24 protein-coding genes and 1 tRNA gene are annotated in these 24,741 nt (G+C 57.0%); 17 read left to right on the plus strand and 8 right to left on the minus strand.

Annotation, left to right across the window (positions count from 1 at the left end):
• Positions 1–11 precede the first annotated feature (11 nt).
• Both rplI and B0B09_RS05230 read left to right on the plus strand, forming a co-directional pair.
• Positions 12–629 carry a 50S ribosomal protein L9 gene (gene rplI / locus B0B09_RS05225; RefSeq protein WP_076658637.1) on the plus strand — a complete coding sequence of 206 codons (618 nt, stop codon included), beginning with the start codon at positions 12–14 and terminating at the stop codon, positions 627–629.
• A gap of 155 nt (positions 630–784) precedes the next feature.
• The gene (locus tag B0B09_RS05230; protein WP_076658638.1) at positions 785–1,357 is read left to right on the plus strand and encodes a hypothetical protein; all 573 of its coding nucleotides are present in this window, start codon (positions 785–787) and stop codon (positions 1,355–1,357) included.
• A 525-nt stretch (positions 1,358–1,882) separates the two neighbouring features.
• Here the strand turns inward: B0B09_RS05230 and tig are convergent.
• The 3 genes from tig to B0B09_RS05245 all read right to left on the minus strand — a co-directional run bounded on the left by tig (position 1,883) and on the right by B0B09_RS05245 (position 5,064).
• Positions 1,883–3,214, minus strand: a complete 1,332-nt coding sequence (tig, locus tag B0B09_RS05235; RefSeq protein ID WP_076658639.1) for a trigger factor — start codon at positions 3,212–3,214, stop codon at positions 1,883–1,885.
• A gap of 23 nt (positions 3,215–3,237) precedes the next feature.
• Positions 3,238–3,322, minus strand: a tRNA-Leu gene (locus B0B09_RS05240).
• 86 nt (positions 3,323–3,408) lie between these two features.
• Positions 3,409–5,064 (minus strand): bifunctional ADP-dependent NAD(P)H-hydrate dehydratase/NAD(P)H-hydrate epimerase, encoded by a 1,656-nt coding sequence (locus B0B09_RS05245; RefSeq protein WP_076658640.1) that lies wholly within the window; start codon positions 5,062–5,064, stop codon positions 3,409–3,411.
• A gap of 174 nt (positions 5,065–5,238) precedes the next feature.
• On the opposite strand from B0B09_RS05245, the gene B0B09_RS05250 reads away from it, so the two are divergent.
• The 7 genes from B0B09_RS05250 (at position 5,239) to B0B09_RS05280 (ending at position 13,108) form a co-directional block, all read left to right on the plus strand.
• Positions 5,239–5,577 (plus strand): P-II family nitrogen regulator, encoded by a 339-nt coding sequence (locus B0B09_RS05250; RefSeq protein ID WP_055293055.1) that lies wholly within the window; start codon positions 5,239–5,241, stop codon positions 5,575–5,577.
• A gap of 33 nt (positions 5,578–5,610) precedes the next feature.
• Complete coding sequence (glnA, locus tag B0B09_RS05255) at positions 5,611–7,017, plus strand: type I glutamate--ammonia ligase (RefSeq protein ID WP_055293056.1); 1,407 nt, start codon at positions 5,611–5,613, stop codon at positions 7,015–7,017.
• 315 nt (positions 7,018–7,332) lie between these two features.
• On the plus strand, positions 7,333–7,764 hold the full coding sequence (locus B0B09_RS05260) for a universal stress protein (protein WP_076659804.1): 432 nt from the start codon (positions 7,333–7,335) through the stop codon (positions 7,762–7,764).
• 12 nt (positions 7,765–7,776) lie between these two features.
• A complete protein-coding gene (locus tag B0B09_RS05265; protein ID WP_076658641.1) occupies positions 7,777–9,333 on the plus strand; it encodes an alanine/glycine:cation symporter family protein in 1,557 nt (518 codons plus the stop codon).
• A 161-nt stretch (positions 9,334–9,494) separates the two neighbouring features.
• Positions 9,495–11,342 (plus strand): extracellular solute-binding protein, encoded by a 1,848-nt coding sequence (locus B0B09_RS05270; RefSeq protein ID WP_207552132.1) that lies wholly within the window; start codon positions 9,495–9,497, stop codon positions 11,340–11,342.
• Positions 11,343–11,428: 86 nt separating this feature from the next.
• The gene (locus B0B09_RS05275) at positions 11,429–11,773 is read left to right on the plus strand and encodes a hypothetical protein (RefSeq protein ID WP_076658643.1); all 345 of its coding nucleotides are present in this window, start codon (positions 11,429–11,431) and stop codon (positions 11,771–11,773) included.
• Positions 11,774–11,899: 126 nt separating this feature from the next.
• Positions 11,900–13,108: a bifunctional alpha/beta hydrolase/OsmC family protein gene (locus B0B09_RS05280; protein ID WP_076658644.1), complete on the plus strand. Its 1,209-nt coding sequence runs from the start codon at positions 11,900–11,902 to the stop codon at positions 13,106–13,108.
• Between the two features lie 51 nt (positions 13,109–13,159).
• On the opposite strand, the gene B0B09_RS05285 is transcribed toward B0B09_RS05280, so the two are convergent.
• Both B0B09_RS05285 and B0B09_RS05290 read right to left on the minus strand, forming a co-directional pair.
• Positions 13,160–13,762: a biotin transporter BioY gene (locus B0B09_RS05285; protein WP_076658645.1), complete on the minus strand. Its 603-nt coding sequence runs from the start codon at positions 13,760–13,762 to the stop codon at positions 13,160–13,162.
• 74 nt (positions 13,763–13,836) lie between these two features.
• Complete coding sequence (locus B0B09_RS05290) at positions 13,837–14,262, minus strand: DUF6314 family protein (RefSeq protein ID WP_076658646.1); 426 nt, start codon at positions 14,260–14,262, stop codon at positions 13,837–13,839.
• A gap of 86 nt (positions 14,263–14,348) precedes the next feature.
• Here B0B09_RS05290 and purB point away from each other — a divergent pair, with 86 nt between their 5' ends.
• Positions 14,349–15,653, plus strand: a complete 1,305-nt coding sequence (gene purB / locus B0B09_RS05295; RefSeq protein WP_076658647.1) for an adenylosuccinate lyase — start codon at positions 14,349–14,351, stop codon at positions 15,651–15,653.
• 62 nt (positions 15,654–15,715) lie between these two features.
• Here purB and B0B09_RS05300 read toward each other — a convergent pair whose 3' ends face one another.
• Together B0B09_RS05300 and B0B09_RS05305 are read right to left on the minus strand one after the other, a co-directional pair.
• Entirely contained in the window at positions 15,716–16,393 is a 678-nt protein-coding gene (locus B0B09_RS05300; protein WP_076658648.1) for an acyl-homoserine-lactone synthase, read from the minus strand.
• A gap of 125 nt (positions 16,394–16,518) precedes the next feature.
• Positions 16,519–17,127, minus strand: coding sequence for an autoinducer binding domain-containing protein (locus B0B09_RS05305; RefSeq protein ID WP_055293065.1), 609 nt, complete (start codon positions 17,125–17,127; stop codon positions 16,519–16,521).
• 136 nt (positions 17,128–17,263) lie between these two features.
• Here B0B09_RS05305 and B0B09_RS05310 point away from each other — a divergent pair, with 136 nt between their 5' ends.
• From B0B09_RS05310 to B0B09_RS05335, 6 genes are all read left to right on the plus strand, one after another.
• The gene (locus B0B09_RS05310; RefSeq protein WP_084190729.1) at positions 17,264–17,752 is read left to right on the plus strand and encodes an autoinducer binding domain-containing protein; all 489 of its coding nucleotides are present in this window, start codon (positions 17,264–17,266) and stop codon (positions 17,750–17,752) included.
• Positions 17,753–17,830: 78 nt separating this feature from the next.
• Positions 17,831–18,853, plus strand: a complete 1,023-nt coding sequence (locus tag B0B09_RS05315; RefSeq protein ID WP_242654344.1) for a FliG C-terminal domain-containing protein — start codon at positions 17,831–17,833, stop codon at positions 18,851–18,853.
• 50 nt (positions 18,854–18,903) lie between these two features.
• Positions 18,904–19,251 carry an SH3-like domain-containing protein gene (locus tag B0B09_RS18155; protein WP_076658650.1) on the plus strand — a complete coding sequence of 116 codons (348 nt, stop codon included), beginning with the start codon at positions 18,904–18,906 and terminating at the stop codon, positions 19,249–19,251.
• 13 nt (positions 19,252–19,264) lie between these two features.
• On the plus strand, positions 19,265–19,534 hold the full coding sequence (locus tag B0B09_RS18160) for an SH3-like domain-containing protein (RefSeq protein ID WP_076658651.1): 270 nt from the start codon (positions 19,265–19,267) through the stop codon (positions 19,532–19,534).
• Positions 19,524–20,168 (plus strand): nitrile hydratase subunit alpha, encoded by a 645-nt coding sequence (gene nthA, locus B0B09_RS05330; protein WP_076658652.1) that lies wholly within the window; start codon positions 19,524–19,526, stop codon positions 20,166–20,168. The genes B0B09_RS18160 and nthA overlap by 11 nt, the downstream gene beginning before the upstream one ends.
• Positions 20,165–21,055, plus strand: a complete 891-nt coding sequence (locus tag B0B09_RS05335; protein WP_076658653.1) for a lysophospholipid acyltransferase family protein — start codon at positions 20,165–20,167, stop codon at positions 21,053–21,055. Before nthA ends, B0B09_RS05335 begins: the two co-directional genes overlap by 4 nt.
• Here the strand turns inward: B0B09_RS05335 and B0B09_RS05340 are convergent.
• Positions 21,052–21,744: a DUF1223 domain-containing protein gene (locus B0B09_RS05340; RefSeq protein WP_076658654.1), complete on the minus strand. Its 693-nt coding sequence runs from the start codon at positions 21,742–21,744 to the stop codon at positions 21,052–21,054. The genes B0B09_RS05335 and B0B09_RS05340 overlap by 4 nt on opposite strands.
• A gap of 233 nt (positions 21,745–21,977) precedes the next feature.
• Between B0B09_RS05340 and acnA the strand changes: the two genes are divergently transcribed.
• Positions 21,978–24,731, plus strand: coding sequence for an aconitate hydratase AcnA (acnA, locus tag B0B09_RS05345; protein ID WP_076658655.1), 2,754 nt, complete (start codon positions 21,978–21,980; stop codon positions 24,729–24,731).
• Positions 24,732–24,741: the final 10 nt, after the last annotated feature.

Consider the following 24,741-nt stretch of genomic DNA (forward strand, 5'->3'; position numbering starts at 1 on the left):
GAAAGCATCCCATGGATATCATCCTACTTGAGCGCGTTGCAAAGCTGGGTCAGATGGGCGAAGTCGTCTCTGTCAAAGAAGGCTATGCACGTAACTTTCTGCTCCCACAGGGCAAAGCACTGCGCGTAAACGCGGCAAACCTTGCCCGCTTCGAGGCTGAAAAAGCCCAGATGGAAGCACGCAACCTCGAAACCAAGAAAGAAGCCGAAGCACTGGCTGCGAAGCTTGACGGTGAGAAATTCATCGTGATCCGCTCTGCATCCGACGCAGGCTCGCTTTATGGTTCTGTCACAACACGTGACGCCGCAGAAGCCGCCACTGCATCTGGCTACTCGGTCGACAAAAAGCAGGTTGTTCTGCTTGGCGCGATCAAAGAACTGGGTCTGCACGACGTTTCGATCAACCTGCACCCCGAAGTTACAGCAACCATCACGCTGAACGTCGCACGTTCGGTTGAAGAAGCTGAACTGCAAGAAGCCGGCAAATCCATCGCCGAGCTTGCAGCAGAAGAAGAAGCCGCAGCTGAATTCGAGATCCAGGAGTTGTTTGACGATATCGGCTCTGCCGCATCTGACGACGATGATCTGGCTGAAACAGCTGGCGTAGAGACAGAAGAAGACAAAGCGTAAGCTTCTCAACCTTCGACAACAACACATCTGGCCGCTCCTTTTCGGGGGCGGCCTTTTTCGTGCCTGAAGAGCTTTCCACGATGGTCCAGCGCGGATTCACAGTATTTTAGCGCGTATCCGCCATGAATACTCCCGCAGACACACTAGGAGCCATCATGAAAAAAATCTCACTTGGCCTCGCCATTGCAATTGCCGGCATTCAGCCACTCCATGCTGATGACACAAAGGCGGCGATGGAGGCGTTCCTTACAGAAAATATCGTGACATGGGCAACCGACCCTATTCTCGTGGCCGCAATCGAAGCACAGAACGTTGAAACGGCGGGCTATGATCAGGCCAAGATCGATGAATTGGATCAGCTCTGGCGCGGTTTCTATGGCATTGATGACGCTGAGATTATCGTCAATGTGATCAACACACCCGCCGGAGATTTCCTGCGTAGGCAAGTCGCAGCGTCAGGTGGTGCCATCACCGAAGCCTTCATCATGGATGCCCGCGGTTTGAATGTTGCAGCTTCGATGCCAACGTCAGACTACTGGCAAGGGGACGAAGCCAAGTTCCAGCAAACCTATATGGTTGGCAGCACGGCTGTGCATTTCGGCGATGTGGAAGTCGACAAATCAACGAAGCAGGCGCAGGCACAGGTTTCAATGACGATCGTCAATGAAGCCACCGGCAACGCAGTTGGCGCAATAACCGTGGGTATCAACCTTGATGCATTGATGTAGGCGCTTTCAATCGACTTGGCAGACTGACCTGACAGCTCAGATTAATCGGTCCTACCGCTCGCATGATTCCAACTCCTTACGGGCGTGACAGGGCTCTGCGGCAGAGATGCCGATCCAGATATCAGCGCACCCCTTCGCTGGCCGCGTCAATGTGATCTTGGGGTCAAGATTGCCAGTGTCGTCATCGTCGGAATATCAATTGGCAGTGGCAGTAGCGGTTAACAGCGCTGCATCGCATGCCCGCGGGACCAGTCGCCTGATAAGAGGCTAGTATGCTGCATGATCATCCGGGCCTACAATCGCACCGCCCGCTCTCCCTCGAACCGGACTGACCGTTCGCGCCAAAGGCTGAAGTATAATCTGGCTCCTGCACGTGATGCCTCACGCACAGAGCTGCACAGATGAAACGAGTTATCGTCGAAAAATCATAATTCCGAGCCCGCTTTGGACAGGAACGCGTGTGCGTCAAGCACAAAAAAGGGCGCCGCAACGGACGCCCTTTTGCATAACTACGATATTGAAGGTTTACTCTTCTTCGAGCTTCTCGACAGCCTTCTGGAGGTCTTCTTTGCTGACCTCTTTGTCGGTCACGGCCGCCTGCGCGAGGATGTGGTCAACAACCTTGTCTTCAAACATCGGCGCCTGCAGTTGCTGGCGGAACTGTGCGTTCTGCTGAACGAACTCAAAGAACTGACGCTCTTGACCCGGGTACTGGCGCGCCTGGTTCATGATCGCTTGAGTCATCTCCTGATCGGTCACCTTCACTTCGGCCTTCTGGCCGATGTCAGCCAGCAGCAGCCCCAGTTTCACGCGGCGCTCGGCCAGCTTGATGTGCTCGTCGGTCGGCTTAATCTCGGGATGATCATGGCCTTCAACCTCGGGGTTTTCTTCATGCCACAACTGATGCGCAATCTGGTTGGCCTCCGCATCGACCAGCAACGCTGGCAGGTCAAATTTGACCTTTTTGTCGAGCGCATCGAGCAAACCACGCTTTGCAATCGCACGGGACGCGCCGGAGTATTCCGCTTCCAGACGCTCTGTGATCTGCCCCTTCAGCGCCTCAAGATCCTCGGCACCGAACTTCTTGGCCAGTTCGTCATCCAGCTTTGGCTTCTTGGGGCCGCGGACTTCTTTGATTGTGCACAAGAAAACAGCTTTCTTGCCCGCAAGGTTTTCCGCCTGATAATCCTCAGGGAAGAAAACCTCGACGTCTTTCTCGTCGCCCGCTTTCACTTTCAACAGGCCGTCTTCAAAGCCGGGAATGAACGAGTTTGACCCCAGCACAAGCGGGTAATCTTCGGCTGCACCACCATCAAAGGGCTCGCCGTCGATCTTGCCGACGAAATCCAGAACAACCTGATCGCCGTCCTTGGCTTGGGTCTTTTTGGCCTCATAGGTCACAGCCTGCGGGCTCTCGGCAAGGTTATCCAGCGCTTCCTTGACGGACGCGTCATCAGCCTTCACAACCAGACGCTCAAGCTTCACATCGCTGAAATCAATGTCCGCGATTTCTGGCAGCTTCTCGTAAGACACGGAAATCTCGACGTCGTCGCCTTCTTTCCAGTCTTCGTTGGTCATTTTCATCTCGGGCTGTGCCGCAGGACGATCACCGGTTTCTTCCAGATGCGCGGACAGCGCGCCGTCGATCGCCTCTTGCATGCTCTCGCCCATCAGGCGCTGGCCGAATTGCTTGCGCAGCAATGCCATCGGCACTTTGCCTTTGCGGAAACCTTTCATTTCGACCGAAGGCTGTGCTTCTTTCAGCTTCTCTTCAACCTTCGCGTCCAGTTCGGCCGCCGTGACGGTGATCGCATATTCGCGCTTGAGGCCTTCGTTCAGGGTCTCGGTGACCTTCATGTGCTGTCCTTCTTTTTCAAACTTGGTGCGGGTGAAGGGACTCGAACCCCCACGCCTTGCGGCGCCAGAACCTAAATCTGGTGCGTCTACCAATTCCGCCACACCCGCATGATCAAAAGGGGCTGGATTGCGCCAGCCCCGGTTTGCGCGCTGTCTAGCAAAGGAATCCAGGGGATGCGAGAGGAAAAATCGCGTTAAAGGCCCAATGCACGAAAGACTTTGGGCAGTTCTTCGGGAAGGTCCTCGGCAATCAGGCCCGGACCGAACGACAGCGCGCATTCGGTTTGCAGCCAGGCACCGGATTCGGCGGCCTGCATCGGGCCGAAACCGCGTGCCAACAGGCCGGTGATAAAGCCCGCCAAAACATCGCCTGATCCAGCGGTCGCCAGCCAAGGGGCGCTGCGTTCATAGACGGATGCGTTGATACTGCAGCGCCCGGACAGATCGGCAATGACGGTATCGGGCCCTTTGAACAGCACGACACACCCTGCCCGTTTGGCAGCCTCACACGTGGCATCGACCTTGGAATAGGCCGGGCCCTTGGTCGCGGGTGCCGCCAGCTTGTCCGCGATATCCGGAAACAACCGCGCAAATTCGCCCGCATGGGGCGTCAAAACACATCTGTCATGCAACATCGCGAAGAGAGGCGCATCGCGCCCGATGAGCGTCAGGGCATCCGCATCCAGCACAATCGCCCGCCCGCTCTTCAAGCCTGCCTCTACGAGGCCACGGCTTTCATCGCTGACCCCCATCCCTGGCCCCAGACAAAGCGCGTTGATACGGTCGTCCGCCAGAATATCGGTAAGTGCCGCCACATCCTTCACATTCCACAACATGATCGCATTCAGTTGCGCCGCATTTTCAATCAAGGCAGCAGGTGGACAACCAACGGTCACAGCCCCCGCACCAACACGCAATGCTCCACGCGCCGCAAGCCGCGCAGCACCGCCTTTTCCAACACCGCCGGACAGGATGAGGGCGTGGCCGTGGGAATACTTATGACCTTGCTTCTTAGGTAGCGATGGATATTGCGGCCATCTTTCATGCGTCAAAATGAGGGCGGGCTTCTGTTGTCCCACATCCACGCGCTGATCAAAATCATCGAGACCGATGTCAACGAAGCGTAAACGACCACAACATATTGGCCCGTCCGAGAGATAGTGCCCCCGCTTCGCTTTATGAAACGTTACCGTTAAATGAGCATGTGTAACTGGGAACGCCGCGATTTCTGGTAAGCCGACAAAGGACTCTGATACAATAGGCCGCCCGCTGTCAGCGCAAACCGCACTTGGCAAATCGACCGATACAATTTTCGTATAGGGGAAACGACTCGCACGCTCTTCTGCAAAACTAAGAAAGAGGGAACCAAAGCCTTCGAGTGGTCGCACCAAACCTGTCCCAAAAAATGCATCTACGACGAGCGTTAGATCGTCTGGCCCCATAACATCGTCGCCGAATTCAAAGGATTGCACACCTCCGATCTCCACCCAACGCACATAATTCACCCGTGCGTCCGGCGGTAATTTCTCGGCATCCCCATAGAGAAACACCTCAACATCCCAGCCCGTCTCTTTCAGCAGCCGCGCCACAACAAACCCGTCGCCGCCGTTGTTCCCCGGGCCGCACAGCACGACAGCGCGATGCAGTCCCTGCTCATCATTTTGCAGGAAATACTCCGGGGGTTTGGGGGCTGGCCCCCAAGATGGTGCCAACTCCGGCCATTCCTCAAAAATAGCCGCGACGACGCCCCGCCCCGCGCGCTCCATCAGCTCAAGTCCTGTCACCTCGCCCGAGGCGATCGCGGCGGCTTCGATGGCGCGCATTTGGGCAGCGGTCAGCAATTCGGTCATGGTTTTAGCACCTAAAGTTTTCAAACAGACCATAAAGCAGACATATCGCACAAAATTTAGGCAACATGCATGCTTTCACTCAGCCAGCCTGCCTTTAGGTTCCGCTACGAATTGTCCCTATGCAAGAGAAATGGTCTCACCACTGACGAAACACACAAGGGGGAGTCGCGAGCGATGAAAAAAATCGAAGCGATCATTAAGCCATTCAAGCTCGATGAAGTGAAGGAAGCCTTGCAAGAGGTGGGTGTCCAAGGCCTGTCTGTCGTCGAAGTCAAAGGGTTCGGCCGCCAGAAAGGGCACACCGAACTTTACCGCGGTGCGGAATACGTGGTCGACTTTCTACCCAAAGTGAAAATCGAGGTCGTCTTGGCGGACGACCAGGTCGATGCGGCCATTGAAGCCATTATTGGCGCCGCGAAAACCGACAAGATTGGCGACGGCAAGATCTTTGTATCGTCAGTCGAGCAAGCCATCCGCATCCGCACCGGCGAAGCCGGCGACGATGCACTCTAACCAGTAACGACGCTACAAAAAAGGACATCATAGATGGACAACAAGGCTGTTCTAAAACTGATCAAAGACGAGGAAGCCGACTACGTCGACATCCGCTTCACTGATCCACGCGGCAAACTGCAACACGTCACTGTTGTGGCCGATCTCGTTGACGAAGACTTCCTCGAAGAAGGCTTTATGTTCGACGGTTCTTCCATTGCCGGTTGGAAATCCATCGATCAGTCCGACATGAAATTGATGCCACAGGCCGAAAGCGCCTATGTCGATCCGTTCTACGCGGAAAAGACAGTCTGCATTAACTGTAACATCGTCGAACCCGACACGATGGAACCCTATGACCGCGACCCACGCGGCACAGCCGTAAAAGCCGAAGAGTACCTGAAATCCTCCGGTATCGGCGATACAGCCTACTTTGGCCCGGAAGCTGAATTTTTCGTCTTTGACGATGTGCGCTTTCAGGTATCCATGAACAAGGTTTCCTACCAGGTCGACGCAATCGACGGCGCATGGAACACCGACACCGAGTACGAGATGGGCAACACTGGCCACCGTCCCGGCGTCAAGGGCGGCTACTTCCCTGTGAACCCCATCGACGATGCGCAGGAAATGCGTTCCGAGATGCTGTCCACCATGAAGCGCATGGGCATGAAAGTTGACAAGCACCACCACGAAGTGGCGTCTTGCCAGCACGAACTGGGCCTGATCTTCGGCACGCTCACCCATCAGGCGGACGAACTGCAGAAGTACAAGTATGTGATCCACAACGTGGCACAGGCTTACGGCAAATCGGCAACCTTCATGCCAAAGCCGATCGCTGGCGATAACGGCACCGGCATGCACGTGAACATGTCGATCTGGAAAGACGGCAAGCCACTCTTTGCTGGCGACAAATATGCTGACCTGTCGCAGGAAGCACTGTACTTCATCGGTGGTATCCTCAAGCACGCCAAAGCGCTGAACGCGATCACAAACCCATCCACAAACAGCTACAAGCGCCTGATCCCGGGCTTTGAAGCCCCCGTTCTGCGCGCCTACTCTGCACGCAACCGTTCGGGCTGTGTCCGTATCCCATGGGCCGAAAGCCCCAAGGCAAAGCGCGTCGAGGCCCGTTTCCCCGATCCCGCAGCCAACCCATACCTGTGCTTTGCAGCACTGCTGATGGCTGGCCTTGACGGTATCAAGAACAAGATCGACCCAGGCCCCTCTTCCGACAAAGACCTCTACGATCTGCCACCTGAAGAACTGGCAGCTATCCCAACGGTATGTGGTTCCTTGCGCGAAGCGCTGGAAGCGCTGGAAGCGGATCACGAATTCCTGCTGGCCGGTGACGTCTTCACCAAATCCCAGCTGGAAGGCTACATGGAGCTGAAGTGGGAAGAGGTTTACGCCTACGAGCACACACCGCACCCAGTTGAGTACAAGATGTACTACAGCTGCTAATCTCCCAAGTGTAAGAAAGCCCCGTCAGAGAAATCTGACGGGGCTTTTTTGTTGTCTGCGCACAGACTTTGCCCACTTTATGCTGTCAGACATGACGCATAGCTGGCTTTTGCCCGCTGCGTGGCGCCCAAAAAACGATCAGCATGGGGCGATCCGCATCAGACGGCTGCAGCGTTCGGCAAAGCAGAGCATACAACCATAGACCGACGTGCCCCCGTTCGTTACGCTTTCCTTGGGCCGACAGGCATATTCGCCTCTGATGGTGAATTGCATCAAGAAGCCTCGTCAAAAGATAAATAAAACAGGGACAAAATGATGAAACTCGTAATTGGATTGGACGGGCGAAGCTCGGGGGAGAAAGCCCTCGCCTTTGCCAAAAGTCTGGCGGAGAAGGCCGACGATTGTGAATTGATCGTCGTCTATGTGATCGAATGGTCACCGTTTTCCTTTCAAACTGCTGCGGAAAATGCCGAACGTCACAGGCGGCGCGAAGAGGAAATCTCGATCGCGCGCGAGCGGGTCGTCGATCCGGCTGTGGCCGATCTCAAAGCTGCGGGGCTGAATGCCCGCGCGATTGTGCGCCACGGCGATGTGGCCGATACGATCGACAGTATCGCGCATTCCGAAGGTGCTTCACAGATTGTCGTCGCCCGTTCGAGCGATGGCGGCCTGACATCGCGCATCTTTGGCAGTTCAACCGCAAGCCTCGTGATGAACGCCCGCGTTCCTGTCACCGTCGTCGCATAAGGAACAATCCAGATGAAAAATTTCAAAGCTTTTATAGTGGCACTGATTGCCGCATTGGCTGTTGCGGTTCCCGCACAGGCACAAGACGCAGCCGTTTCTCTTGATGCGCGCGTGAACGAGGCGTTTGCGAACGCCACGGGTTGGTTCGTTAACTTCATCTTCATGTCGATCCCCGGAACAAACTTTCCCTGGATCGTCATGTGGTTGGTGATTGGTGCCACGGTTTTCACAATCTACTTTGCCGCCGTGCAATTCCGGTTCTTCGGCCACGCCATCGCGCTGGTAAAGGGCGACTACTCCGACCCCAACGATGCGGGTGAAGTCAGCCACTTTCAGGCACTCGCAACCGCGCTGTCCGGGACTGTCGGACTTGGGAACATCGCCGGTGTTGCCGTGGCCGTCGGCATCGGTGGTCCGGGGGCGACATTCTGGATGATCCTTGCGGGTCTGCTGGGCATGGCGTCCAAGTTCACCGAATGTACGCTGGGCGTGAAATACCGCAACGAATACCCTGATGGCACCGTGTCAGGTGGTCCGATGTATTACATCTCCAAGGGTTTTGACGAACTGGGCCTGCCAGGTGGTAAAATCCTCGCTGTGCTTTTCTCGGTCTTCTGTATCCTTGGCGCTTTGGGTGGCGGCAACATGTTCCAGGCCAATCAGGCCCATGCGCAGATCACGCAGATCACAGGTGACTTCCCCGGTTGGATTACCGGTCTGGTCTTTGCGGCTGTGGTTTTTGCAGTCATCGTTGGCGGGATCAGGTCCATCGCAAAGGTGACAGAAAAGATCGTTCCCTTCATGGGTATCCTTTACGTCGGCGCGGCAATTGTTGTGCTGATCGTCAATTATGACATGATCGGATGGGCCTTTGGACAGATCTTTGCGGGTGCCTTTACCGGCCTTGGTGTTGCTGGCGGTTTCGTTGGCGCGCTGATCCAAGGTTTCAAGCGCGCGGCGTTTTCGAACGAAGCAGGCGTGGGTTCTGCGGCGATTGCCCACTCTGCGGTGAAAACCAAAGAGCCAATCACCGAAGGGTTCGTCTCCTTGCTTGAGCCACTGATCGATACGGTCGTGATTTGTACAATGACCGCCTTGGTCATCATCATTTCGCAGCAGCTGATCATTGATCAGGCGACAGGCAACTACATGCTGAACGAAGCTGGCACAGCGATTGCGACGATTGATGGCAACAGCGGTGTTGCACTGACATCCGCCGCCTTCGGCTCTGCCATCAGCTGGTTCCCCTATGTTCTGGCTCTGGCCGTGATCCTGTTCGCCTTCTCGACCATGATCTCGTGGTCCTACTATGGTTTGAAAGCCTGGACCTACCTCTTCGGCGAAGGCAAAACCACAGAGCTGGTCTTCAAGATCATCTTCTGCATCTTCATCGTGATCGGCGCAGCCGCAAGCCTTGGCCCCGTGATCGACTTCTCGGATGCCGCGATCTTTGCCATGGCGGTGGTCAACATCTTCTGCCTCTACTTCCTGATGAAAGTGGTCCGCAAAGAGCTGAACTCTTACAGCGCCCGCCTAAAATCAGGCGAGATCAAGAAGTTCACGCACTAACAAGTGTGACATGAATGAAAGGGGCCGCGGTGTTTGCCGCGGCCTTTTTTGTGGCGCAGGGCTGGCTTGCCCACAGGACTGTGACAATCCACCCGCCTTCAATGCCTTGACACAACACCGCATCAGGTCACTCTGTGATCGGTTCACACCGGAGGCATATGATGAAGAATTTCCCCGCCACGCTCACGCTGATCGCGCTCACGACACCCGCATTCGCCGATGTCACCATCAGCCACGGCTTTTCGACCTTCGGTGATCTGAAATACGGCCCCGAATTCACCCATTTCGACTATGCCAATCCAGACGCCCCCCAAGGCGGCACCATGAGCCAGCGGCAGCTTTTCGGCACCCCGACGTTTGACAGCCTGAATACCTTCATCATCAAGGGCGACAGCGCCCCCGAGGTCGGCGTCCATATCTATGACAGCCTGATGGTACGCGCGAACGACGAACCCGATGCGCTTTACGGGCTGATTGCGGAAACCATCGAATACCCCGATGATTTTTCCTATGTCGCCTTTAACATGCGCCCCGAGGCCCGTTTTCATGACGGCACCCCCGTCACCGCCGCCGATGTCGTGTTCACCATCAACGCGCTGCAAACCGAAGGGCACCCCTACTATCGCAACCTCTTGTCCGATGTGACCGCCGTGACCGCCGAAAGCGCGACCCGTGTCCGCTTTGATCTGGCCCCCGGTGCGGGAAGCGGCCTTTTGGGCAGTGTCGCGGAACTGCCCGTGCTGCCTGCACATTTCTATGACACAGTAGATTTTGCCGAAAGCTGGATGGATATCCCGCTCGGATCGGGCCCTTACGAGGTCACAACCGTGGATGCCCCGCGCACCATTACCTTTTGCAAAGACCCCGATTACTGGGGGGCGGACCTTCCCGTCAACGTGGGCCGCAACAACTTCGACTGCTTCACTTACGAATACTTCGTCGATGATACCGTCGGGCTCGAGGCCTTCGCCGCCGGTGAATACCATATGCGTGTCGAATACCGCTCGGCCTCTTGGGCGACAGGTTATGATTTTCCTGCAGCACAACGCGGCTGGGTCCAGCAACTCTTGATCCCCGATGGCCGCCCCGCCAATGCCCAAGGCATCTGGTTCAACATGCGCAATCCTGTTCTGCAAGACATCCGCGTACGCCAAGCCCTTGAATATGCGTTCAATTTCGAATGGACGAATGAGACGATTTTCTACGGCACCTATACCCGCAACGACAGTTTCTTTGAAAACACCGATATGCAGGCAATAGGCATTCCCGAAGGCGCGGAACTGGCCCTGCTAGAGGAATTCCGCGACCAGCTCCCCCCTGAAATCTTTACCGAACCTGCCCATGTGCCCAATCCCGGCGGTGATCGCCCGCGCGACCGTGGTGATCTGCGCAGGGCGGGCGCGCTTCTTGAGGCCGCGGGCTGGACCGTTGGCGATGACGGCATGCGCCGCAACGCGGCCGGAGAGGTTCTGCACCTTGAATTCCCCGACAGCAGCCGCAGTCTCGAACGGGTGATGATCCCCTATACCGAGAACCTCAAGGCGCTTGGTATTGATGTCGATTTTGAGGTCATCGATCCAAGCTCTTGGACACAGCGCAGGCAGGCGTTTGATTTCGACCTGTCCTCGACTGCGTGGTCCGTTGCCACGACACCCGGCGCAGAGTTGCGCGCCTTTTACGGGTCCGCCGCAGCTGACGCAGAAGGCAGCAACAACCTGACAGGCCTTGCCGATCCTGTGGTGGACGCGCTGATCGAAAAGGTCGTTGTCGCCAGCACCCGCGAAGAGCTCACCACCGCTGTGCGTGCACTTGACCGTGTCCTGCGGTCCAAACACATCTGGGTCGGCGGCTGGAACCTTGGATCGCACCGTGTGGCGGTCTGGGACATTTTCGGCATTCCAGAGACCCCAGCCCCTTATGATTTTTTCCGCAACGTCGATTTCTGGTGGTTTGATCGCGACAAATACGATGCATTGGTGGCTGAAGGGGCGCTCGACAGCGGCTTGTGATCAAGCCCAAGATTTTGCGCGCAACGCCAAATGATTGCAGTATAGACTGGCCTCAGATTGCGACTCATTTCAAAGCATCAATTCACATGACCAAATATCACCCCATTGACGTGCGCTACAAAGGCCCCTCAACCGCCTATCGCGGGTCAGCACGCCGGAAAGCAGAGCAACAGGCCAGCATTTTCGCACAGACCAAGCCACGGGCCGCCAAGACTGTGCCAACAGCTATCCCCAAAGTCCGGCGCAACCATCAACGCCCGATTACCAAACGCGCCACGCCAGCCCACCGGCTGACGCAGATGATCAGCCGCATGGGCATGGGGAAGTTTACCTTCGGTATGATCATTCTGGTGCTGCTCCTCATCAACAACCCAGAGCTTTTGTCGGACATGTTTTCGCCGGGCGGCACGCAGATGCGCACGATGCCTTAGGCACTGTCCCCCTCCCAAAGGTCCGTCGCGGTAACATCTCTCACCTTGCTGCGATACACAGGTCTGCCGATTGCCATCCGCGCGCCACCTTGCCATCACGGATACAGACAGAGGAGGACCCGCAATATGCCAACCGAAAAGCTCACCTTCACCGGGCATGGTGGCGACACGCTTGCCGCACGCCTTGATCTGCCAAACGGGCCGCATCTTGCCACAGCCCTTTTTGCGCATTGCTTTACCTGCTCCAAGGACATCACCGCCGCCCGCCGGATCGCGGCACGTCTGTCGTCCATGGGAATCGCCGTCTTGCGGTTTGATTTTACCGGTCTTGGGCATTCCGAGGGTGAGTTTGAAAATACCAGTTTCACCTCGAACGTCGATGACCTTATCGCCGCCGACAAGGCGCTCACCGCGCGGGACATGCCGCCCTCCTTGCTGATCGGCCATTCGCTGGGTGGTGCTGCCGCCCTGAAAGCCGCCCCGATGCTGACCGGTATCAAGGCCGTCGTCACAATCGGCGCCCCCTTTGATCCCGGCCATGTCACCCATCATTTCGTCCATGCGATCCCCAAAATCGAAGATCAGGGCGTGGCCGAGGTTGACCTTGGCGGCCGTCCTTTCCGCATCAGCAAAGGCTTTGTCGAAGATATCAGCAAGGCAAATCTGAAGGCCGCGATTGGCAATCTGGGTGCTGCCCTTCTGGTGCTGCACGCCCCCCGCGATGCCACCGTCGGAATCGCAAACGCATCCGATATCTTCATGGCAGCCAAACATCCCAAGAGCTTTGTCACGCTCGACAGTGCCGACCACCTGATCACACAGGCCGCCGACGCCGAATACGCCGCCGATGTGATTGCCGTGTGGGCCAAACACTATCTGCACCTGCCAGAACCCGCACCGCAGGACGCCGCACCGGAAGGCATTTTGCGGGTGTCCGAGGCGGACGCAAACGGCTTCTTGCAGGATATCCAGTCCGGTCCACACCATCTGCTGGCAGATGAGCCTGCAAAACACGGTGGCAGCAACAAAGGGCTTTCGCCCTATGGCCTTGTCTCTGCTGGTCTGGGCGCCTGCACGTCGATGACGATCCGCATGTATGCGCGGCGCAAAGGTTGGCCCTTGACGGGTGTCAGCGTCGATATCAGCCATGCCAAGGAACACGCCGCCGATGCGGCTGATCCAGCGGATCGCAAGGTCGATCACTTTGAGCGCACCATCCGGCTCGAAGGCGATCTGAGTGAAGAACAACGCATCAAGCTGCTTGAGATCGCGGACAAGTGCCCTGTGCATCGCACGCTTGAGCGGTCATCGACCATCACCACCCATCTTGCATGAAAAAGGCGCAAGCGTGATGCTTGCGCCTTTTTCAAGAATTGAAAGCGAAGCTTATGAGCGCGCGTCGCCGATCAGCTTCCACAGGCCGGGAACAAGCAGCGCTGCAAGGCCCAGCTTGAGCGCATCACCGATCAGGAAGGGTGTCATCCCCACTTCGACCGACCACGCAAGGCCGTTTCCATAGAGAACGCTCAGCCACGCCACACCGGGCAGGTAGATCAGCGCATTGGCGATCAGCAATGCAACGCCCATCATCAGAACCGAGCGGTCCCAACCGGCACGCGCTGCAAAGCCGAGTGCCAGCGTCGCCACGACATAGCCCACCAGATAGCCGCCTGTGCCGCCCATCATATAGGTCAGGCCAGCATTTTCAGCAGTCGAGCCTGCAAAGACGTCAAATCCAAGCGCACCAATGATCATGTAGCCCATGATTGTCGCCAGACCCAAACGCGGGCCGTAGGTGGCACCGATGGTCAGCACCGCAAATGTGCCCATGGTGATCGGGACCGGCCACATTGGCACTTTCACTTTCGCCATGATCGCCAGAAACGCGATCCCCAGAACCACCATTGTGGCCTGTTTGATGCGCAGCGCGGTGCCTGTCGACGGGCCGAACGCCTCGGTCAGAACTTTATCGTTGAGTGCGAGGGCCATGTGCCGCTCTCCCCTATTGTTTATTTCGTTACAGTTTTATCGCCGATGCCGCGTCGCAGCGCAAGAGAGATGGCCTATGTGTCAGAAATTCTTATGTATGTGGTGTAAGATGTGTAGTCCTTGCGCGGCCCTGTCACGGACCAAACGGCTTGCCATTCGGGCCAATTGGTAAAGTCATAACGCACTGTATAATAATCCTCTCCACAAGGATGATCAGAGCCCGCGACATGGCCCTCTGGCACAAACCGATGAAACGGGCGGCCATCGGCAAAAGACACATCAACATGTCCTTTGGCAAACTCCCAGATATAGTTGCGTTCTGCGCGCATCGCAGGTCCCTGATCTAACCGTAGCTGTCCTGCCTCATGGTAATGCAACACCGTCTCCCCATGGCGTTTCAGGATCGCCTGACCAACGAAAACGCCCCGCTGCTTGGCAAACCTGTCATCAATATGCCGCGTCATGCGCCAAGCACCTGCAAAATCGGATTGCGCGAACATGTATTCTCTCCCTTGAGGGTTCAGGCCCGGCCCCTTATGACGCAGGGGAAATCCCCTGCCCACCCCCTTGATAAAGGTGCATGCCCATGATCCCTCGCTATTCCCGCCCCGAAATGACTGCCATTTGGGAGCCAGCAACCAAATTCCGCATCTGGTACGAGATCGAAGCGCATGCCTGCGACGCGCAAGCGGCCCTTGGCGTGATCCCCAAGGAAAACGCCGAAGCGGTATGGAAAGCCAAAGACGTGGAATTCGATGTCGCACGCATTGATGAGATCGAAGCGGTCACAAAGCACGATGTCATCGCGTTCCTCACGCATCTGGCCGAACATATCGGATCGGATGACGCGCGCTTCGTCCATCAGGGCATGACATCGTCCGACGTGCTCGACACGACGCTGAACGTGCAACTGGTGCGCGCAGCCGATCTGTTGATCGCCGATATGGACCGCGTCCTCGCCGCCCTGAAAACCCGCGCCTATGAGCATAAAGACACCGTCCGCATCGGTCGCAGCCACGGCATTCATGCCGAACCCACGACGATGGGTCTGACCTTCGCACGTTTCTACGCCGAAATGGACCGTGGCCGCGCCCGCCTTGTGAACGCCCGCGAAGAAATCGCAACCGGTGCGATTTCCGGCGCTGTCGGTACCTTCGCCAATATCGACCCCGCCGTCGAAGAACACGTTTGCGAAAAACTGGGCCTGAAACCCGAACCGATCAGCACCCAGGTGATCCCGCGTGACCGCCACGCGATGTTCTTTGCGACCCTTGGCGTGATTGCATCCAGCATCGAAAACATTGCGATTGAGGTCCGTCACATGCAGCGGACTGAGGTGTTGGAAGCCGAAGAATTCTTCTCGGCAGGGCAGAAAGGCTCGTCCGCGATGCCGCACAAGCGCAACCCTGTGCTGACCGAGAACCTGACCGGTCTGGCGCGTCTGGTGCGCATGTCGGTGGTACCCGCAATGGAAAACGTGGCCCTCTGGCACGAGCGCGACATCAGCCACTCATCCGTGGAACGTGCGATTGCTCCGGATACGACAATCACCTTGGATTTCGCCCTGAACCGTCTGGCGGGTGTGATCGAAAAGCTGGTGATCTATCCAGATAACATGCTGGCCAACATGAATAAATTCCGTGGCTTGGTCATGTCGCAACGTGTGCTTCTCGCCCTGACACAGGCCGGTGTCAGCCGTGAAGACGCTTATAAACTGGTCCAGCGCAACGCCATGCGCGTGTGGGAACAGGGTGCAGATTTCAAGACGGAACTCTTGGGTGACGCCGATGTGCTGGCGGCACTCTCTGCCGAAGAGATCGAAGAGAAATTCGATCTCGGGTACCACATGAAACACGTGGATACGATTTTTGCGCGCGTCTTCGGCGCTTAGCAACACACGTCAGATGACCTGATCGCAAACACGCAACGCGATCAGGTCACTCAGTCATTCAGCTACAGCTTTGAAGGCGCGTGAAGCGCTTGCGCCGGCAAACGATGTGTCGAGGACCGCGGAACTGGTGCTACTTGCGCTGACTTGGCCGTTTTGCGGCGCACCGCAGGCATCGCCATTGCCACATAGCGGCGATCGTCGTGCAGGTTCGTGTAAGGCTCACCAATAATCTTTGCAGGGTATCCCAACTGACGCAGCGTGCGCGCAAAAACGGGCGGACACAGCGCCACAATTTCGGTAGCACCTTGTGCCGTCGCTTGCTCGACCACACCATCAAGCACCAACGCAAGACACTCTGACCGCTCAGCATGGGTAGTGAGCGCGTCTGAGATCACAACGCGGGTTGCTTCCCATACATTCGGCGTGACTTCGGCATGCGGAATGATATCGGCGGGGATGCCAATCAGTTTCCCGTCCACCGCATCACGCAGCATATATGTATGCGCCCCCCACTGTGCCGTCGTCGCCATCGCCCGCATGCCCCCAACGACCTTTCCGTCTTTCAAAACAAGCGAGTAGTACGCCTTGGGGTTGTCGTACTGATCCATTTCCACATCATCGTCGTGCGGAATGTCCCACCCCAATTGATCCACGAAGAATTGCTTGCGAAGTGCAAGAAATTCGAAGAAAGCAGGTCCATGCTTGTGGAGCTCTGTCAGGTTGAATGTAATCTTCTCCATAGTATTCCCTCTGGTTGTAATGGTTGGATCGACGGCCCCCACCGTCGCCAAGTACGATGCTAACATAGCAACCTACAATTTAGCTCTAATTGTAAGGAATGGATAAAAGAAGTGGCTTAATCTATTTAGATTAGGCCGAACTGATTTGCCAAAGCCGCGGCTTGGGTGCCGGTTTTCGCGCCCAATTTCAGCTTGGCATTTTTCAGACGTTGCTTGACCGCACCCTCGCTCACACTCAACTCGAACGCGATTTCTTTCAAGCGCTTACCATCCTTGACCATCCCCAGCGCTTCAAGCTCTGCCTTGGTCAGGTTCGTCGGTGGTGCGGTCTCGGTGTGGCGGCGTGTCAGATAGGCAAGCAGAAGCTTGACTTCGAGATTGGTATAATCCCGGTCAGATCGCGTAAATGATGCAAAGGACCGTTGATCATCTGCATCGCTGTCGAACACCGAAACAGTGACGCCGTAACGCATGCCAAAGCTATGTGCCTGAGTGATGATTCGCTTTGGATCATCTTCCGCAAGTTCCGCCCACCTGATGGCGCCTGTATTTGCATAGGCCCACTTTACGACCGGATCAAAGAGCATATACCGCTGTTTTGTGTAGTGGTTGATCCATCCTTTGGGGAAAGCGTTCACCTCTTCCATGGGGAAGGCAAATCCAATGCGTAGCGCCACATAGTAGCCAGAGGGGGCTAGCTGCCCAATCTCATCTGGGTCTAACAGTGTCGACATTCAAATTCCCTAACGAGCTTTCGAAACAAAGCTCTTGTTGCAGCGGCGCTCTTCAACCTAATATGGTCATACCGCGGTTCGAACAGACTTTATGGTCATAACGTTAATTTTGGCAACCGGAAAGCGAGTACAATCGATGGCCTCTACGCAATTTGAGATTAGCGAAACGCTTGGCCAACTCAATGCCCTTTCACCGGCTGGCTATGCGCTTGGCATCCATATTGAGTACACCACCCCCAAGTTTATGTTCCAAACCTACCCCAAAGACTGGCTCGATTACTATTCCAGAAATGGTCTGGTGATGTCCGACCCGATGGTGGCCTGGGCGTTTGAACAGGACGGCGCGACGCGCTGGTCTGCCCTTGAAGATCCGGCAGGTGTGATGGTCAAAGCTGCTGAACATGGCCTGGCATATGGCGTCGTGGTATCCATCGCATCGGATGACAGCCGCACAATTTGCGGCTTTGCCAACGGTGAACGCGAATTCACGGATGAAGAAATCGCAACAATTCAGGCGCTTGTTACCAAAATCCATGACAATACCGCAGACACCGCCCGTCTGGATTCAAAGACCGTCGAGCAGCTGAAAAAAATGTCGATTATGGTGACGCATCCCCGGTCTTAGCCTTTTTGAACTAACGGAAATTTTACGGTCACCCGGTTATGTGACCCTATGGATTTCAGCGCGCCGCCCATCCCCGATATGACCCTCACACGTCGTCGCAAGGCGGCGATGGTCGTGCATATGCTGCTGGAAGACGGCAACACACTTTCGTTGGGGCGGTTACCTGAACCGCTGCAACTGTTGCTGACTGACGAATTGGGCGCCCTGCGGCGTGTCGACAAAGCCACCGTTTCCGCCGTCGCAGAAGAATTCACAGCCGAGCTTGAGGCGGTGGGCCTGACAGCCCCCGGCACCCGCGACGGGGCAATCGCGGCACTTGCCGATCACCTGAGTCCCGTTCTGGCCGGCAAGCTGCGCAAGCAGCTGGACAGCGTGCGCAATGGTGATCATTGGCACGTTGTCGTTGACCTCAGCGTTGAACGGCTCGTGAAGATCATGCAGTCCGAAAGCATCGAAATCTGTGCGGTCGCCCTGTCTAAACTGCCCGTAGTCAAGGCCGCCGAGGTGCTGACAAAAACCCCCGGTGAAAGGGCGCGCAGGATCACCTATGCGATGTCCCTGACCGAAGGGATCTCGCCTGACGCGGTGCGCCGTATCGGGGCCGCCTTGGCTGCGGACTATGGCCAGCCGGCCGATCAGGCCTTCGAAAAGGCACCGGTGCAGCGTTTGGGTGCCATCTTGAATTCGACCGTCACCGATACCCGCGAAGACGTGCTGGAGGGGCTGGAAGGCACGGACCCGGATTTCGCCAGCAATGTGCGCAAGGCGATCTTCACCTTCAAGGACATCGCGCCGCGCGTCAAACCGACCGACATTCCCAACGCGATCCGCAATGTCGATGGCGATACACTGACCACCGCCATCGCAGCCGCACTCGCCGGCGAAGAGGCCCTTATGAATTCAGCGGAATTCATCCTCAAAAGCCTCTCACAACGCATGGCGGCCCAGTTGCGCGAAGATGCCCAGGAACGCGGGCGCGTCAAAAAAGACGATGCCGAAAAAGCCATGGCCGCCATTACCACCGTCATCCGCGAAATGGCCGATGCAGGCGTCATCACCCTGATTGATCCAGACGCAACGGACGACGCGGAAGAGGACTGAACACAACAATTGTGATTAACGTCGCCCCGAAAATCGCCTAAGCTGGCGGCATGACTGAAAAACCTTCTTTCGCTGGCCAACGCTGGCACGACATGGGCGGCGGCGCGGCTGGCGACGTACCGAAAGATCAGCATGATTTTTCGCTGTGGGAAAAGCGTGTGGATGCGCTGATGATCATTGCCTCGAGCCAAGGACATTTTACCGTCGATGGTCTGCGGCGCGTGCTTGAAGACATGGGCGAAGAGGCGTTCGAGACGATGACCTATTACGAACGCTGGATTGCCGCGGTGAACCAGAACCTGATCGAGGCTGGCGTCTATACAACCGCCGAACTTGCCCAGCGCATGACAGCGGTCGCCGCCCGCGGCACCACCTACGGCGAGGCTGCAAGTGAGTGATAACCGCCAATACATGCGGGTGCGCGCAGACATGCCGCCCGGACATGTGCGCACACCATCCTATCTGCGGGGCAAAGTCGGCTGGGTCGAACGCACACTCGGCCCCTTTCCCAACCCCGAACAACTGGCGTATGGGCTGAACGCGCAAGCCCTGCCCTTGCTGAGGGTCCGCTTTTCCATGGCCGAGGTGTGGGGGGCCGCATCCGAACACCCTACCGATACGATCGACGCCGAAATCTACAGCCATTGGCTTGAACCCGCAGAGGCACCCCATGCCCCATGATCACCATGACCATCTGTCACCCTCGGGTCACCCCTACCAGCCTGATGATGACCACCCGCTGACCTATTGGCAGCAGATGGAAATCGCCGTGCGCGAACTGCTGATTGAAAAAGGTGTGACCACGGCTGCGGCCATCAACGCCCAGATTGAGGCCATGGACGCGCGCAGCCCTGCCCATGGCGCGGCGGTTGTCGCACGCGCCTGGACCGATCCCGATTTCCGCACAGCCTTGCTGGATGACGCCAGTGCGGCCACCCGCGACATGGGCTTTGACATCGGCCCGATGCGACTGATCGCACTCGAAAATACGGAGCAGATCCACAATATCGTCGTCTGCACCCTATGTTCATGCTATCCGCGCAATCTGTTGGGCCTGCCCCCCGATTGGTACAAATCCCGCGCCTATCGGTCCCGGACCGTCAAAGAACCACGCAAAGTACTGGCCGAGTTCGGCGTCACATTGCCCGACACCACCACCGTCCGTGTCCACGACAGCACGGCCGACATGCGCTATGTTATCATCCCGCAACGTCCGTCAGACACCGACGGATGGCAGGCAGATGACCTTGCGAAACTTGTCACCCGTGACAGCATGATCGGCACGGGGCTTGCCAAATCACCGGATGCCGCGTGACGACTGAACCATTCCCTACCGGAAACAAAGCCGATTGGCTGGCTGACCGCGCCCTGCGCGGCCTTATCGGCACGCTCATGCGCCTGCCATATGACACCCGCGTGCGTATGATGGGCAGCGCGCTGCGCCGCGCAATCGGACCGCTGGCCGGATATCGCAAACGGGCCGAACAAAACCTGGCGCTGGTCTATCCCGACATGGGCGTCATCAAGCGGCGGCAGATTGCGGAACAGTGCTGTGACAACTTCGGACGCACCGTCATCGAGAATTACTCGTGGCAGGAATTCGGCAAGAGACTTCACAATATCAAACCGCAAGGGGACGGATTGGATGTCCTTTCCGATGCTGTGAAAGCCAAACGCCCTGTCATCTTTGTCACTGGTCACTTCGGCAATCACGAAGCCCCACGTCAGGTACTGACCGCGATGGGCCATACCATTGGTGGCCTCTACCGCCCGATGCAGAACGCCTATTTCAACGATCATTACGCCAAGACGATGACCTCTTGGGGTGGCCCCGTCTTTGCCCAAGGCCGACGCGGCACCATGGGCTTCGTGCGGCATCTGCGCGGTGGCGGCTTGGGCACGCTGCTTTTTGATGTTGCGGCACCGGGGCCCGACTTGCCCTTTCTGGGCCACCCTGCACGTACCTCAGTCTCTGCGGCCGAGATTGCGTTGAAACTCGATGCCGTCATGATCCCCTATTTCGGGATCAGACAGGCCGACGGGCTTTCATTTGAGGTTGAGGTCGAGGCACCGATCGCGCCTGACACGCCTGAAAACATGCTCTTGGCCATGAATGCGCGTCTTGAGGCGCAGATAGCCCGCAATCCTGCGCAGTGGTTTTGGGTGCACAGGCGATGGAAGAACCGCAAGCGCAGTGTCTAGCGCAGTACAGCAGCGCCGACGATCGGACCATCTGTCGATTGCTGCAAAATCACAACAATGGGGTTATCCCCTTCCGCATCTGCCTCAAGCGCCAGTGGCGACCGCCCGTCCCATTCAGCGATGACATCCCAGGATGTGACGATATTGGCGTAGGTCAGGTTACGTCCGGCATTTTCCCCGCGTCTGATATCCACGGTTTTCTCTGGCAAATAGCGGACAAGCTGGACAGCATAGTTCCCGCCTTGCCCCGGTTCGGCGGTGATCAGCACGGCACCGTCACGGCGGGTCAGTGTCACATCAAAGAGGTTCCCCGCCTCTTTCTGCACCAAAAGCGCATCCATCACCTGCATCGGGCGCGAACCGACCACCTGTTCAACACCGTTGATAATCATCTGCGGGGTATAGACCGAGGTCGCATTTGCCGCGCGCGCATAGGCGTGCTGGCGCGCCGTGAAAGCAGGGCTTGCAAAGATATCCTTCCAGCCGATGTAATCCCAGTAATCAACATGAAGGGCCAAAGCGATCACATCATCCCGCTTGGCCAGATCGCGCAGCATCTCATCTGCTGGAGGACAAGAAGAGCACCCCTGCGAGGTATAAAGCTCAACCACCACCGGGCCGTCCTGGGCCGCAACCTGTGTTGCGTGCAAGAAGCCAAAGACTGACATAGCAGCAAGAAAATAACGCATAAGGGACCCCGGCTAATTGCTCTTCTGTGTCGGGTGTAATCAGATTAAACTGAAATGGCCAATCAATGAATTGCGATTGCAATGTTAACAATGTTTCAGCGTCAATCGGCGTTGATCTTTATTGTGTGCAACAGTATACAACGCGCAAATGCGCCGCATTGCATGACGAATCTGCATGGTGCATCACCGCGAGAAGCAGCCTTGCATAAGCATACGCCACGAAAGGGAACGCCATGACGATCACAGTCGGCAAAGATACCGCCAAGACACGCAAAACCCTCAAAGTCGGTGACCAGTCGGTCGCTTACTATTCGATCCCTGCCGCTGAAGCCGCAGGTCTGGGGGATTTTTCCAAACTGCCCGCAGCCCTGAAGGTCGTGCTGGAAAACCTGCTGCGCTTTGAAGACGGCGGTTTTTCTGTCTCTGTCGATGATATCAAGGCGTTCTCGGCTTGGGCAGATAACGGCGGCAAGAACCCCCGCGAAATCGCCTACCGCCCTGCCCGCGTGCTGATGCAGGATTTCACAGGCGTGCCTGCGGTGGTTGATCTTGCCGCGATGCGCGACGGGATTGTGGCGCTTGGGGGCGACGCCCAGCAAATCAACCCGCTGAACCCTGTTGATCTGGTCATCGACCACTCGGTCATGATTGACGAATTCGGCAATCCGCGCGCGTTCCAGATGAATGTGGACCGCGAATATGAACGCAACATGGAGCGTTACCAGTTCCTCAAGTGGGGCCAAGGGGCGTTCAACAACTTCCGCGTCGTGCCACCGGGCACCGGTATCTGTCACCAAGTGAACCTTGAATATCTGGCGCAAACCGTCTGGACCGACAAAGACCAGAACGGCGAAGAAGTGGCCTATCCCGACACGCTCGTCGGCACCGACAGCCACACAACGATGGTCAACGGTCTGGCCGTATTGGGCTGGGGTGTTGGCGGGATCGAGGCCGAGGCCGCTATGCTGGGCCAGCCTGTCTCCATGCTGATCCCCGAAGTTGTCGGTTTCGAGCTGACAGGTGAAATGGTCGAAGGCACCACAGGCACCGACCTTGTGCTGAAAGTCGTCGAAATGCTGCGTGAGTTGGGCGTTGTTGGCAAATTCGTGGAATTTTACGGCGCGGGTCTTGATGTGTTGCCGCTGGCCGACCGTGCCACCATTGCCAACATGGCACCGGAATATGGCGCGACCTGCGGCTTCTTCCCGATTGACGGTGAAACCCTGCGCTACCTGCGCAACACAGGCCGCTACGAAGACCGTATCGCGCTGGTCGAAGCCTACGCCAAGGAAAACGGCTTCTGGCGCGACGAAAACTATGCACCCGTCTACACCGACACGCTGCACCTTGATATGGGCACAATTGTGCCCGCAATCTCCGGCCCCAAGCGCCCGCAGGATTACACACCGCTGACCCAGGCCTCATCGGCCTTCATGGATGTGGTGAACGAATATCGCGGTATCGACAGCAGCAAGGCCGCTGACGAAATGGCATCCGAGGGCCCTGCCCCGACCGAACCGATGGATCCACGCAAATCACAAGCCGTCAAAGGTGCCGATTACAGCCTGCGTGACGGCTCTGTTGTGATCGCTTCGATCACGTCCTGCACCAACACATCGAACCCCTATGTGATGATTGGCGCAGGTCTGGTGGCGCGCAAAGCGCGTGCGTTGGGCCTGAACAGCAAACCATGGGTGAAAACGTCACTGGCCCCCGGATCGCAGGTTGTCTCCGAGTATCTTGAGGCCGCAGGCCTGCAAGAGGACCTCGACGCCATTGGCTTCAACCTTGTGGGTTACGGCTGCACCACCTGCATCGGCAACTCTGGCCCGATCCAGCAGGAACTGTCCGAAGCCATCGCCGAAGGCGACCTGATTGCCACGTCCGTTCTGTCGGGCAACCGCAATTTTGAAGGTCGGATTTCGCCTGATGTGCGTGCCAACTATCTCGCCTCACCGCCGCTTGTCGTGGCCTATGCGCTGGCCGGTGACATGAACGTCGATATGATCAACGACCCGCTGGGGCAGGACAAAGACGGCAATGACGTCTACCTGAAAGACATCTGGCCCACCTCTGCCGAGATCAACGAACTGGTCGAGCGCACCGTGACACGTGAGGCGTTCCAGAAGAAATACGCCGACGTCTTCAAAGGCGACGAAAAATGGCAAGCGGTCGAAACCACAGATAGCGAAACCTACGACTGGCCCGCGTCATCGACCTACGTCCAGAACCCGCCCTACTTCAAAGGCATGTCCAAGGACGCAGGAACGATCAAAAACGTGGAAAATGCCAAGGTTCTGGCCGTGCTGGGCGATATGGTCACGACCGACCACATCTCGCCTGCCGGTTCGTTCAAGGACACCACCCCCGCAGGCCAATACCTGCTGGACCGTCAGGTGCCCGTACGCGAATTCAACTCTTACGGATCGCGTCGCGGCAACCACGAAGTCATGATGCGCGGCACATTCGCCAACATCCGGATCAAGAACGAGATGCTGGACGGCGTCGAAGGTGGCTATACCAAAGGCCCCGATGGCGCACAGACATCCATCTTTGACGCGGCCATGGCCTATGAAGAGGCTGGCACGCCACTGGTGATCTTTGCAGGTGAGCAGTACGGCGCGGGCTCTTCGCGCGACTGGGCGGCCAAAGGTACAGCGCTTCTGGGCGTCAAGGCCGTGATTGCAGAAAGCTTTGAGCGTATCCACCGCTCCAACCTTGTTGGCATGGGCGTGGTTCCGTTTGAATTCACCGGCGGTGACACCCGCAAATCGCTGGGTCTGACCGGCGAAGAAACGGTGACAATCGAAGGTCTGGATGCCGTCAAACCGCTGCAAGAGATGACCGCCAAGATCACGATGGGCGATGGCAGCGTGAAAGAGATCACCGTGAAATGCCGCATCGATACAGCCGTTGAGATCGAATACATCGAAAACGGGGGCGTATTGCACTATGTGCTGCGGAACCTGGCGAAAGCAGCGGCCTAGCAGCAAAAAA

This window comes from Yoonia rosea (assembly GCF_900156505.1).
GTDB classification, from domain to species: domain Bacteria; phylum Pseudomonadota; class Alphaproteobacteria; order Rhodobacterales; family Rhodobacteraceae; genus Yoonia; species Yoonia rosea.

What these genes read in the sequence shown, in the direction of transcription:
- rplI (WP_076658637.1), top strand. Translation starts at nt 12, where the DNA reads ATGGATATCATCCTACTTGAGCGCGTTGCAAAGCTGGGTCAGATGGGC.
- B0B09_RS05230 (WP_076658638.1), top strand. Translation starts at nt 785, where the DNA reads ATGAAAAAAATCTCACTTGGCCTCGCCATTGCAATTGCCGGCATTCAG.
- tig (WP_076658639.1), bottom strand. Translation starts at nt 3,214, where the DNA reads ATGAAGGTCACCGAGACCCTGAACGAAGGCCTCAAGCGCGAATATGCG.
- B0B09_RS05245 (WP_076658640.1), bottom strand. Translation starts at nt 5,064, where the DNA reads ATGACCGAATTGCTGACCGCTGCCCAAATGCGCGCCATCGAAGCCGCC.
- B0B09_RS05250 (WP_055293055.1), top strand. Translation starts at nt 5,239, where the DNA reads ATGAAAAAAATCGAAGCGATCATTAAGCCATTCAAGCTCGATGAAGTG.
- glnA (WP_055293056.1), top strand. Translation starts at nt 5,611, where the DNA reads ATGGACAACAAGGCTGTTCTAAAACTGATCAAAGACGAGGAAGCCGAC.
- B0B09_RS05260 (WP_076659804.1), top strand. Translation starts at nt 7,333, where the DNA reads ATGAAACTCGTAATTGGATTGGACGGGCGAAGCTCGGGGGAGAAAGCC.
- B0B09_RS05265 (WP_076658641.1), top strand. Translation starts at nt 7,777, where the DNA reads ATGAAAAATTTCAAAGCTTTTATAGTGGCACTGATTGCCGCATTGGCT.
- B0B09_RS05270 (WP_207552132.1), top strand. Translation starts at nt 9,495, where the DNA reads ATGAAGAATTTCCCCGCCACGCTCACGCTGATCGCGCTCACGACACCC.
- B0B09_RS05275 (WP_076658643.1), top strand. Translation starts at nt 11,429, where the DNA reads ATGACCAAATATCACCCCATTGACGTGCGCTACAAAGGCCCCTCAACC.
- B0B09_RS05280 (WP_076658644.1), top strand. Translation starts at nt 11,900, where the DNA reads ATGCCAACCGAAAAGCTCACCTTCACCGGGCATGGTGGCGACACGCTT.
- B0B09_RS05285 (WP_076658645.1), bottom strand. Translation starts at nt 13,762, where the DNA reads ATGGCCCTCGCACTCAACGATAAAGTTCTGACCGAGGCGTTCGGCCCG.
- B0B09_RS05290 (WP_076658646.1), bottom strand. Translation starts at nt 14,262, where the DNA reads ATGTTCGCGCAATCCGATTTTGCAGGTGCTTGGCGCATGACGCGGCAT.
- purB (WP_076658647.1), top strand. Translation starts at nt 14,349, where the DNA reads ATGATCCCTCGCTATTCCCGCCCCGAAATGACTGCCATTTGGGAGCCA.
- B0B09_RS05300 (WP_076658648.1), bottom strand. Translation starts at nt 16,393, where the DNA reads ATGGAGAAGATTACATTCAACCTGACAGAGCTCCACAAGCATGGACCT.
- B0B09_RS05305 (WP_055293065.1), bottom strand. Translation starts at nt 17,127, where the DNA reads ATGTCGACACTGTTAGACCCAGATGAGATTGGGCAGCTAGCCCCCTCT.
- B0B09_RS05310 (WP_084190729.1), top strand. Translation starts at nt 17,264, where the DNA reads ATGGCCTCTACGCAATTTGAGATTAGCGAAACGCTTGGCCAACTCAAT.
- B0B09_RS05315 (WP_242654344.1), top strand. Translation starts at nt 17,831, where the DNA reads ATGACCCTCACACGTCGTCGCAAGGCGGCGATGGTCGTGCATATGCTG.
- B0B09_RS18155 (WP_076658650.1), top strand. Translation starts at nt 18,904, where the DNA reads ATGACTGAAAAACCTTCTTTCGCTGGCCAACGCTGGCACGACATGGGC.
- B0B09_RS18160 (WP_076658651.1), top strand. Translation starts at nt 19,265, where the DNA reads ATGCGGGTGCGCGCAGACATGCCGCCCGGACATGTGCGCACACCATCC.
- nthA (WP_076658652.1), top strand. Translation starts at nt 19,524, where the DNA reads ATGCCCCATGATCACCATGACCATCTGTCACCCTCGGGTCACCCCTAC.
- B0B09_RS05340 (WP_076658654.1), bottom strand. Translation starts at nt 21,744, where the DNA reads ATGCGTTATTTTCTTGCTGCTATGTCAGTCTTTGGCTTCTTGCACGCA.
- acnA (WP_076658655.1), top strand. Translation starts at nt 21,978, where the DNA reads ATGACGATCACAGTCGGCAAAGATACCGCCAAGACACGCAAAACCCTC.